The following is a 10,309-nucleotide window of genomic DNA, read 5'->3' on the forward strand; positions in this document are numbered from 1 at the left end:
TCATATACGTCATGTGGACTTTCTTGCCTTTGAACTCTGCCTCGACGACGGATTCCAGCGTGGCAACATCTTGGGGGAATCCAAATTTTTTGTCGTTTGCAGCAATGAATTTGACGGGTTTGTCACGGAACAGCGAGTAGAAAGACACGCCTTTATTATCTGCGGTTACGGCGCATTGCGTTTTGCTGTCGGTGGCGATGACGGAGGAAAGCGTATGGGGCTTATGGGTACGGTCGGCGAAGGTGGTGTAGGAATCATACGACCCGAAGCTGGTTCTTAATGCGAAGGTATTTCCAAGCCATTTATAGCTTGTCCTGTCTTCGGGAAGATTTTTTTCGATGGCTTTTTTGCCTGCAAAGAAAGAGCATTCTTGGGTTTTGTGGTTGCAGACTTTTCTAACGCTGAACTGCTTGTCTGGAGAAGTAATGACGGTTTCGGCGGCAAAGCTGTTTGCGCTTGCTGCGGCGAGCATACAGCTTAAAAGAAGTGAGCGGATGGGAAGGGACGGTTTCATTTTGTTTGATGTATCAGTTGGTTTTTAATATTGATTGAGCGGATTTGAATGTAATAAACACTCAATATGCCTGCGGCGGAATAACTGTCGATATGTTGATTTCAATCTGCAAAACAGATAATACGAAGGCCGTCTGAAACTGATTTTTTGCGTTTCAGACGACCTTTGTTTGCTTTGTGGCGCAAGTTTAGCGGAAGAAGTCACCCATGCCTGCTGGCAGGCCTTGGGTAAACGCACCCATGGTTTTGTTGGTGGTTTCTTCGGCTTTTTCAGAAGCGGCATTGATAGCGGCCAATACCAAATCTTCCAACATTTCTTTGTCGTCAGCGGCTTCTTGAATCAAATCAGGGCTGATTTCAAGTTTGCGGACAACATGCGAACACGTCATCACAACTTTCACCAAACCATTGCCTGCTTCACCTTCAACTTCGGTTTCAGCCAGCTTGGCTTGTGCCTTTTTCATGTTTTCCTGCATTTGTTGAGCCTGTTTCATCAGGCCGCCTAATCCGGCTTTTCCGAACATGTTTTACTCCTATGGGTTTGAATAAATGGGTTTCACTCATGCCGTCTGAAAAACGCTATTGCCTTTCAGACGGCCTTGTATATCAGTATTTTAAGAATGTCCTGCCAACTCCAAAGAATCCGGCAGCCATTGCGCTTCAAAGGTTTGCAAGATTTTCTGCGCCGTTGTATCCGCTTCCAGCAAATCTTGCGCCTGCTGCCGCCCTTCTTCTTGAATACGTTTGCGGCGCATCACCGGCGTTTCCCAGCCTTTATCATCCTGCCAAGGCTCAGTTTGCAGCCTTAAATTGCCAAGATGGTAAGCCTCGCTCAACGTCTGGCAGATTTTGTCCAAGCGCTCTTTATTGGCAGTAGCTTTGGCCTCATCCGTCAACGACAGCATGATTAAACCTGCTTCCGCATCATAACTCGTCCATGCCGCATTTTGCGCTAACATCTGCGCCGCGCCTAATTTACGGGCGAAGCGTTCGATGATGCTGTGCCAATTCTCAGTTTTAAACTCAGGCAAAGGAGCGAACTGAAGCTCTTCTTCATCTCCTTCCTCTTCTTCAGGCTCAGCAGACGCAACCGACTGCGATACTTCCATCACATCAGCACGATGCGAATCTTCATATGTATATGCTTCATCAAAAAACGGAGGTGGAATTTCCTCATCCATATGCGGATATTCTTCCAGCGCAGTGGCCGTCTGAACTTTTGCAACAGGCAATGGCTCCACTGCTTCTTGTATCTGCGCCGTTTGAGTTTGAGGCGGCTCAGCTGATCCTTGGCTCGGCATTTCCTCCCAAGGCGGTACATCCGCCTGTTGTTGCAGAACAGGCTGAACGGTTTCTTCAGACGGCCTTTCAACGGCATCCTGTTTGGCAGAAGCAGCCTCTTTCTCAACCGCCGGTGCTGCTATCGGCTCAGATTTCGGCAGCTGAAAAGGCTTTTTTTCGGCCTCAGCTTTCTGATAGTCGGAATGCAAATCCGTGTGTTCAATCTGACTTTGCGTATCGCAACCCGAAGCGGCCAATGGCGCAAATGCAAGCATGCGCAAAAGCGTCATGACAAAACCGGCATATTCGTCCGGAGCCAGCGGCAAATCCTGTTTGCCATGAATAGCACATTGATAATAAAGCTGAATCTGTTCGCCACTCAAAGCCTGACTTAATCGCAGCAAAGTTTCACGTTCAGGGTCGTCATTTGCCAAGGCGGAAGGAATGGTTTGAATCAAAGCCAAACGTTGCAACAGCATGGCCAATTCTGCCAATGCGCTGTCAAAACCAATCGCTCTGGCGGACATTTCCTGAGCCTTTTCCAGCAAGGCCTCACCGTTTTGATTGATGATTCCTTCAAGCAATTCAAACAAGTATTGTTTATCGACCGCTCCGATCATCTGGCGGACATCTTGTTCAGCCACTTTACCCGAACCCATGGCAATCGCCTGATCCAAAAGGCTCAACGCATCGCGCATCGAACCGGCGGCGGCACGTCCTAAAAGCTGCAAAGCCTGTGGCTGATAAGGAACGTTTTCACGATCCAAGACATGTGCCAAATGCTCGGCAACCTGTTGGGTTGTCATGTTGCGCAACACAAACTGCAAACAGCGGCTCAATACGGTAATGGGGACTTTGTGCGGATCGGTGGTCGCCAAAATGAATTTAACGTGTTCAGGCGGTTCTTCCAAAGTCTTCAGCATGGCATTGAATGCGCTTTTGGAAAGCATATGCACTTCGTCGATGATATAGACTTTGTATTTACCCGCAGTCGGCGCGTATTGTGCGTTTTCCAACACTTCGCGGATATTGTCGATACCGGTATTCGATGCCGCGTCGATTTCCAATAGATCCACATAACGGCCGCTGTCGATTTGCGTACAGCTTTCACACTGACCGCATGGTTCGCCATGCACGGCATTTTCGCAGTTCAAGCTCTTGGCCAAAATCCTGGCAATCGTGGTCTTACCCACACCGCGCGTTCCTGTCAGCAGATAGGCATGGTGCAGACGGCCTTCGTCCAGCGCGTTGCGCAGGGCTTTGACGACGTGTTCCTGACCGACCAAATCGGCAAAGGTTTTCGGACGCCATTTTCGTGCAAGAACTTGATAAGCCATGTTGTTTCTCTACGGGAAATAAATCGGAAGGCCGTCTGAAAAGAATTATCCGCTTTCCAGACGGCCTCAGAAAATGGCATATATTCTAGCATTTTTTTGATTTTTATTAAGGATTTTCTATCAAGCCGACGGCGACAGCATGTCATCGCAATGTTAGAATGCTACAAAGATGATAAACAATTTGAAGCTAAAATCATTATGCCTGAAATCATACTACGTAACCAATCAGCCACTATGCAAGTCAATACAATAGGCGGATATATTGATTCACTGATTCTGAAAGGACGGGAAGTCTTATTTCCGAAAACCAGCGTCCAAGTTGCCAATGACACAAAATTACGCGGCGGTATGCATGTCTGTTTACCCCAATTCGGACCGGACAGCAAAAATCATCTGGCCCAACATGGTTTCGGCAGAACTTCAGACTGGGAAATCCGCCATCAAAATGAATCGGATATCGGCTTAAAATTAATCAGCACAGAAAAAGGCTATGAACACGTCGAATGGTTGCTTGATTACAGTCTGCCTAACGAAAATGAAGCCATCGCCATCCTAACTGTCTGCAATTACGGCGAATCACCCGTCCGCACGTCCCCAGGATTCCACCCCTACTTTACCGCTGCCGGCACACAATTTGATTTCAACGGCGCACCATACGATGCCGACTATATCTCCCATACCGAATTTGTTTCCTCCGACCAGGATGCACACGTTGCATTTGACGGCTTGAAACTGGATATCCGCACCCACAATCTGCCTGTGTATGCCCTCTGGAGCGATCGAAACGGCCAATATACTTGTGCAGAACCAACTGCAGAAGGCAATGCGTTTTTATCCCCTGCCCGAGGCGGACAATTTGTTTCAGGGCACAGCAAAAAACGTTACGCCATGAAAATCAGACTGATGGCTTAACCCCCTTTGCAAATTCTCGATATTTAAAAACCACCCCGAAGGGTGGTTTTATTATGGCTTACAGGCCATTGTTATTGATTGCATTCGCAATATCGCGTACCGCTGTTACATACATGCGGCTGTGGTTGTATTGCCATACTGTGTAGAAGTTATTCAGACCCAAATAGTATTCAAATACGCCCGGACTGGTTTCCAAAGCATACAACACAGCCTTTTCATTATCGGCAACAGCAACTTGAGGCACGACACCCAAAGCTTTGAAATCCGCAACAGTGCGCGTCAAAGCAGTTTTTTCATCGATAATCGCCTGCAAGTGCGGCGTAATCGTCAGACTTACCGGCACAACCATCTTACCGCCGGTCTGCCAGCCATGCTGTTTCATATAATTGGCGACAGAAGCCGCCACATCGCCAACATTATTCCAAATATCGCGATGACCATCACCATCATAGTCCACCGCCCATTTACGGTAGCTTGAAGGCATAAATTGCGGCATGCCCATCGCGCCGGCATAGCTGCCTTTGAAGTCAAAGATATTTTCTTTTTCTTCTTTTGCCATCTGCAAAAGTTCACTCAATTCATTTTGGAAAAACTCGGCACGGCGAGGATAATCAAAGGCCAATGTACTCAAAGCATCGGCAACGCGGAAGCTGCCTGTATTTTTGCCATAATTGGTTTCAATACCGAGAATTGCCACAATCAATTCGGCAGGTACGCCGTATTTGCGTGCCACATCATCGATTACGGCACGGTTTGTCGCATAGAATTGGCTGCCACCATTAAATTTGGCTGCACCAGAGTTACCGGTGCGGAATTCATACCAAGGACGCGAAGTGCTTGGGCGGTACATAATGGTAATAATATTGCCTTTATACACCACGCCATTGAAGAAGTTACGCAATTCTTCCGCACTGAAACGGCGGTATTTTACTTCATATTGGATAAACTGCTGAACATTGACGTTCTCATTAAAACCGCTGCTGGCAACAGATTCAGCCGCAGCATCAAATACAGGGCGTTTTGCAGAGGAAACGGGCTCGACAGATTTTGCCGTATCAACAGCAGGCTTTTGCGGAGTACTACATGAAGCCAGAGCCAAAGCAGCCAGACTCATCCCAAAGATTTTGATTTTATTCATAAATAATCTCTTTATTAAATACTATGATAAATCCGAATACGAAAGAATATTCGTCTAACACATCATCTCTCTATGCCAACAGCCATACTTTTTAATCAGCCAAAAATATAGACAACTCGACACCTATTTGCTTCGGCTCAAGCACATAAACAAGGCCGTCTGAAATCTAAGGAAACCCTTGATTTTCAGACGGCCTTGAATGAATCAATTACTCAGCGGCTGCAACAACAGCAACGGTAATTTTAGCAACAGCGTCAGTGTGCAGAGCCACTTCAACTTCGTATTCGCCAACAGCTTTCAAAGGACCGTTAGGCAGACGTACGTTTGCTTTAGCAGCTCGGATACCGGCAGCAACAATCGCTTCAGCGATGTCAGCATTGGTAACAGAACCGAACAGACGACCATCAACACCGGCTTTTTGAGCAACAGTAATGGTTTGGCCTTCCAGTTTTTCTTGACGAGCTTTAGCATCAGCCAAGATTTCAGCTTGTTTGGCTTCCAATTCAGCGCGGCGTGCTTCGAATTCTTTCATGTTGGCTTCGGTTGCACGTTTTGCTTTACCGGCAGGGATCAGGAAGTTGCGTGCGTAACCGTTTTTAACGGTAACGATGTCACCCAAGTTACCCAGACCGCCGATTTTTTCTAACAGAATAATTTGCATGATTTAAACTCCAAAATTATTTGTGTTGATCGGTGTAAGGCAACAGAGCCAGGAAACGGGCACGTTTCACAGCAGTAGCCAACTGACGTTGGTAGTGTGCTTTAGTACCAGTAATGCGGGCAGGGATGATTTTGCCGTTTTCAGAGATGAAGTCTTTCAACAAATCAACTTGTTTGTAATCAACTTCTTGGATTTTTTCAGCCGTAAAGCGGCAGAATTTTCTACGTTTGAATGATTGACGAGCCATTGTCGTTTAACCTTTATATTCTTTAATGTTCTGTATGCGTAGTACCGGCTTGGGGAAGCGTTGGCTACGTTGCGCCAAAAAACCTTCCGACTCGATGATAGCATCTTGCCGATACTGCCATTCCTCAGCCTGCTTACCTAAAATCCGCGCAGGAATTTCAAATTTGACCAGACATTTCTGTCCGTTTTCTTCCTGCCAAGATTCATGTTGTAACACAACATCTAAAACAGGAATTCCTGCCGGCGTGTATCTCAAAGGCTGAACCTGTAAGATACGGGCGGTAAGCTTAATCAGATTGTTCAATCTTATTCGGCTGCTGCAACTTCTTCAGCTGCACCGTTCAGCAAGTTTTTTGCTTTTTCGCCGCCCAACATTGGAGAAGCTTCAGTTACAGCGTGTTTTGTTTTGATGGTCAGGTGACGCAGTACGGCATCATTGAAGCGGAAAGCAGTTTCCAACTCTTCAACCACTTCGGGAGTAGTTTCGATATTCATCAAAACATAGTGTGCTTTGTGGATTTTGTTGATTGGGTAAGCCAATTGACGACGGCCCCAGTCTTCCAAACGGTGGATTTTACCGTTGGCTTCAGTAATCATGGTTTTGTAACGCTCAACCATAGCAGGCACTTGCTCGCTTTGATCAGGATGAACGATAAACACGATCTCGTAATGACGCATGTTATCTCCTTATGGATGATTAAAAACAGCCTTTCACCATGCGAAGTAAAAGGCAAGGCAAAGAGACTGAATTTTATCCGCATTTCTTAAAAAATACAAGTCCGGATTCAAAATCCACTTTCTTTTCAATTAAAAAACAACATTAGGCCTTAGGGTTATTTCCTAGCAAACCACTCAACTATCTGCCCAAAATCTGCTAAAATCTGCCCCATCCTAATAAATACAGCATCAGAAGGCACACAATCATGGCTCTTTTGCAGATTTCAGAACCCGGCATGTCCGCCGCCCCCCATCAACACCGCCTCGCCGTAGGCATTGATTTAGGCACAACCAACAGCTTGGTGGCCACCGTACGCAGCGGCAGCGCAGTCTGCCTGCCCGATTCAGACGGCCGCGCCACCCTGCCTTCGGTTGTCCGTTATTTGGATGGCGAAGTCGAAGTCGGCAAAAACGCCCTTTCCGCACAAAAAACCGATCCGCTAAATACAGTCAGCTCCGCCAAACGCCTGATCGGCCGTACCCTTACCGACCTCGCACAAGAGGCGCAATACCTGCCCTATCGATTTACACCCAATGAGCGCGTTGTTGAATTAAACACCCGTCAAGGTGCAAAAACGCCTATCGAAGTATCGGCAGAAATCCTCAAAGCCCTCAAATCGCGTGCTGAAGAAACATTGGGCGGAGATTTGGTCGGTGCCGTCATTACTGTACCCGCTTATTTTGACGATGCTCAACGTCAAGCCACCAAAGATGCTGCGCGCTTGGCAGGCTTAAATGTCTTGCGCCTCCTCAACGAGCCGACTGCCGCCGCAATCGCCTACGGACTGGACAACGCCTCAGAAGGTACGTTTGTCGTTTACGATTTGGGCGGCGGCACATTCGACGTATCCGTATTGCAACTGACCAAAGGCCTGTTTGAAGTTAAAGCCACCGGCGGTAACAGCGCATTGGGCGGCGACGACTTCGACCATCGTTTGTTCTGCCACCTGCTGGAACAAAACGACCTCTCCAAACTCAACGAACAAGACAGCCAGCTTCTGCTCTCCCTTGTCCGTACCGCCAAAGAAAAACTGACCACTCAAACCGAAGCCGTCATCGAAACCACACTTTCAGACGGCCATAAAATCCATACTGTCATTACCCGTCAAGAGTTTCACAATCTGACCCAAAATCTGGTACAAAAAACCATCGAACCCGTCAAACAGGCTTTGAAAGACGCAGGCGTAACCAAGGCAGATGTCAAAGGCGTGATTATGGTTGGCGGCTCTACCCGCATGTTGCACGTTCAACAAGCAGTTGCCACCTTCTTTGGCCAAACCCCGCTGAATAACCTCAATCCTGACGAAGTGGTCGCACTCGGTGCCGCCATACAGGCAAACGTCCTTGCCGGCAACAAAACCGACGGCGAATGGCTGCTGCTGGACGTTACACCCTTATCGCTTGGTCTGGAGACCTACGGTGGTCTTGCCGAAAAAATTATCCCGCGCAACTCCACCATTCCTACTGCACGCGCGCAGGACTTTACCACTTTCAAAGACGGTCAAACCGCTATGACGATACACGTCGTGCAAGGCGAGCGCGAACTCGTTTCCGACTGCCGCAGCCTTGCCAAATTTACCCTGCGCGGCATTCCGCCCATGGCTGCAGGCGCAGCGCGTATCCGCGTGACCTTCCAAGTTGATGCCGACGGATTGCTGTCCGTTTCCGCACAAGAACAAAGCACCGGCGTACAGGCGCAAATCGAAGTCAAACCTTCCTACGGTTTGGACGACAGCACCATCACCCAAATGCTCAAAGACAGCATGAGCAACGCTGCCGAAGACATGGCCGCACGCGCACGCGCCGAAGCCGTGGTCGAAGCAGAAAGCCTGACCGATGCCGTCAACGCCGCCCTTGAGTTGGATAGCGATTTGTTGGAAGCCGAAGAATTGCAACGGATTCAACAAGACATTGCTGCTCTACAAGGCCGTCTGAAAGACGGCAAAGCCGAAGACATCCGTGCCGCCGTTGCCAAACTCAGCCACAGCACCGACAACTTCGCCGCCAAGCGCATGAACCGTAACATCCAACGTGCGCTGACAGGTCAAAGCGTTGATAATATTTGACGGCAAATGGTTTCAGACGGCCTTTGATAAAAAGGCCGTCTGAAAAGATATCCTCTTACAGAAATAAAAATAAAGGACAACAATGGAAAAAGCAGGCATTGTCTACCTGATGAAAACCGTCATCAAAGGTGTATATAAAATTGGTATTACTGACGAAAATAATTTTGAAACTAGAATGCGCCATTTGGAAAACAACGGCTACGCAAACGTTGCCGGGTTAGAACGCATTCTAGCGATTAAAACCGACAACTATAAAGAAAAAGAAACCTTACTTCATGAAATTTTCGGCAAAAGCCAAATAGGAGAAACTGAGCTTTTTGCAATTGATGAAAATCTTGTGAAAAGGCTTTTTCTCTCATTAAGAGGTGAAATTGTATTTCCTAAGAATGAAATAGCAGAGTTAGGTTTTGAAAAAACTGTCAAAGAACATCATCAAGAAAAAATTTTTGAAGTAAACAGAAGTGCATTTATCTCCTTTATCAAGGAAAAGCATCAACAAAATCCTTCCATATTAAGAAATCTCCTCTCTTCAGAAAATGCATATAAACCCAAAAATTCCAAAGTCCGTCTATATAAAGATGAATACTTTGGGAAAAGTGGATCGAAGCTAACCACTGAAATTGAAGAGGGTCTTCACATTTATACTACCTACTCAAAAAAGGATTTGAAGATAGCTTACGAAGATTACTCAGAATTATTTGAATCACAATGAGACTCTGGCACCAAACCCTTATCCCCCTACTCCCCCGCGCCCAGCTTTTGGGGCAACACCGCGAATGCGCCGCTTTACGCGGGGCAGGCTGGGGCAGGCCGCATACGACGGTAAATTACGTTTTTACCCATTCACCCTACAAACTCTATCTTTACCATGCCTTGATTATGAAAGAGATGGAAAGGCGCGGTTACAAACCGGATGTTTTATGGAAAGACCCGCTATATCGCGGCAAAGCCGTTGCCCCATATCACGCACACGCAGCTGAAGCGTCCACTTCGCCGATTTATGCCGAACATGACGATGCCTATCTGGATGAGTGTTTGGAAAATTTACGAAGTAAAGGCATCATGTTATAAACCCATTTTTCAGACGGCCTGAATATTGAATATCCAAGGCCGTCTGAAACCGCTTTAACCACAACCACTCTTAAACAACTGAGACAATAAAAATGCCAAAAATTACCGTACTCCCACACGCGACATTATGCCCTGAAGGCGCGGTTATCGAAGACGCGCCGGAAGGCCAAACCGTCCTTGACGTACTGCTCGACCACGACATCGAAGTCGATCATGCCTGCGAAAAATCCTGCGCCTGCACCACCTGCCACGTGATTATCCGCAAAGGTTTTGACAGCTTGGAAGAACCAACCGAATTGGAAGAAGACCTGCTCGACCAAGCATGGGGCTTGGAAGCCGATTCACGCTTGAGCTGTCAGGCAGTGGT

General features: G+C 47.3%; 13 protein-coding genes. 5 read left to right on the top strand and 8 right to left on the bottom strand.

Going from position 1 to position 10,309, the window contains the following annotated elements:
• From HMPREF3022_RS03515 to dnaX, 3 genes are all read right to left on the bottom strand, one after another.
• Nucleotides 1–514: hypothetical protein (locus HMPREF3022_RS03515; RefSeq protein ID WP_070765141.1), on the bottom strand; the 514-nt coding region annotated here is incomplete at its 3' end.
• A 187-nt stretch (nucleotides 515–701) separates the two neighbouring features.
• A complete protein-coding gene (locus tag HMPREF3022_RS03520; RefSeq protein ID WP_003678854.1) occupies nucleotides 702–1,037 on the bottom strand; it encodes a YbaB/EbfC family nucleoid-associated protein in 336 nt (111 codons plus the stop codon).
• 90 nt (nucleotides 1,038–1,127) lie between these two features.
• Nucleotides 1,128–3,131: a DNA polymerase III subunit gamma/tau gene (gene dnaX, locus HMPREF3022_RS03525; RefSeq protein WP_049330678.1), complete on the bottom strand. Its 2,004-nt coding sequence runs from the start codon at nucleotides 3,129–3,131 to the stop codon at nucleotides 1,128–1,130.
• A gap of 198 nt (nucleotides 3,132–3,329) precedes the next feature.
• Between dnaX and HMPREF3022_RS03530 the strand changes: the two genes are divergently transcribed.
• On the top strand, nucleotides 3,330–4,043 hold the full coding sequence (locus HMPREF3022_RS03530; protein WP_070765147.1) for an aldose epimerase family protein: 714 nt from the start codon (nucleotides 3,330–3,332) through the stop codon (nucleotides 4,041–4,043).
• A 58-nt stretch (nucleotides 4,044–4,101) separates the two neighbouring features.
• Here HMPREF3022_RS03530 and mltB read toward each other — a convergent pair whose 3' ends face one another.
• The 5 genes from mltB to rpsF all read right to left on the bottom strand — a co-directional run bounded on the left by mltB (nucleotide 4,102) and on the right by rpsF (nucleotide 6,766).
• Nucleotides 4,102–5,181 (bottom strand): lytic murein transglycosylase B, encoded by a 1,080-nt coding sequence (mltB, locus tag HMPREF3022_RS03535; RefSeq protein WP_049330679.1) that lies wholly within the window; start codon nucleotides 5,179–5,181, stop codon nucleotides 4,102–4,104.
• A 208-nt stretch (nucleotides 5,182–5,389) separates the two neighbouring features.
• A complete protein-coding gene (gene rplI, locus HMPREF3022_RS03540; protein ID WP_049330680.1) occupies nucleotides 5,390–5,842 on the bottom strand; it encodes a 50S ribosomal protein L9 in 453 nt (150 codons plus the stop codon).
• A 16-nt stretch (nucleotides 5,843–5,858) separates the two neighbouring features.
• Nucleotides 5,859–6,089 carry a 30S ribosomal protein S18 gene (gene rpsR, locus HMPREF3022_RS03545; protein WP_003678863.1) on the bottom strand — a complete coding sequence of 77 codons (231 nt, stop codon included), beginning with the start codon at nucleotides 6,087–6,089 and terminating at the stop codon, nucleotides 5,859–5,861.
• A 6-nt stretch (nucleotides 6,090–6,095) separates the two neighbouring features.
• Complete coding sequence (priB, locus tag HMPREF3022_RS03550; RefSeq protein WP_191620669.1) at nucleotides 6,096–6,398, bottom strand: primosomal replication protein N; 303 nt, start codon at nucleotides 6,396–6,398, stop codon at nucleotides 6,096–6,098.
• Nucleotides 6,395–6,766 (bottom strand): 30S ribosomal protein S6, encoded by a 372-nt coding sequence (gene rpsF / locus HMPREF3022_RS03555; protein WP_004519252.1) that lies wholly within the window; start codon nucleotides 6,764–6,766, stop codon nucleotides 6,395–6,397. Before rpsF ends, priB begins: the two co-directional genes overlap by 4 nt.
• 245 nt (nucleotides 6,767–7,011) lie before the next feature.
• Between rpsF and hscA the strand changes: the two genes are divergently transcribed.
• The 4 genes from hscA to fdx form a co-directional block, all read left to right on the top strand.
• Nucleotides 7,012–8,871 (top strand): Fe-S protein assembly chaperone HscA, encoded by a 1,860-nt coding sequence (gene hscA, locus HMPREF3022_RS03560; RefSeq protein ID WP_049330682.1) that lies wholly within the window; start codon nucleotides 7,012–7,014, stop codon nucleotides 8,869–8,871.
• Nucleotides 8,872–8,953: 82 nt separating this feature from the next.
• Nucleotides 8,954–9,583 (top strand): GIY-YIG nuclease family protein, encoded by a 630-nt coding sequence (locus tag HMPREF3022_RS03565; RefSeq protein ID WP_049330683.1) that lies wholly within the window; start codon nucleotides 8,954–8,956, stop codon nucleotides 9,581–9,583.
• The gene (locus HMPREF3022_RS03570) at nucleotides 9,580–9,942 is read left to right on the top strand and encodes a TIGR02328 family protein (RefSeq protein ID WP_049330684.1); all 363 of its coding nucleotides are present in this window, start codon (nucleotides 9,580–9,582) and stop codon (nucleotides 9,940–9,942) included. Before HMPREF3022_RS03565 ends, HMPREF3022_RS03570 begins: the two co-directional genes overlap by 4 nt.
• Nucleotides 9,943–10,034: 92 nt before the next feature.
• The coding region (fdx, locus tag HMPREF3022_RS11865; protein ID WP_070765148.1) for an ISC system 2Fe-2S type ferredoxin at nucleotides 10,035–10,309 on the top strand (275 nt) is incomplete at its 3' end.

It is taken from the genome of Neisseria sp. HMSC065C04 (genome assembly GCF_001815375.1).
Classification (GTDB): domain Bacteria; phylum Pseudomonadota; class Gammaproteobacteria; order Burkholderiales; family Neisseriaceae; genus Neisseria; species Neisseria flavescens_D.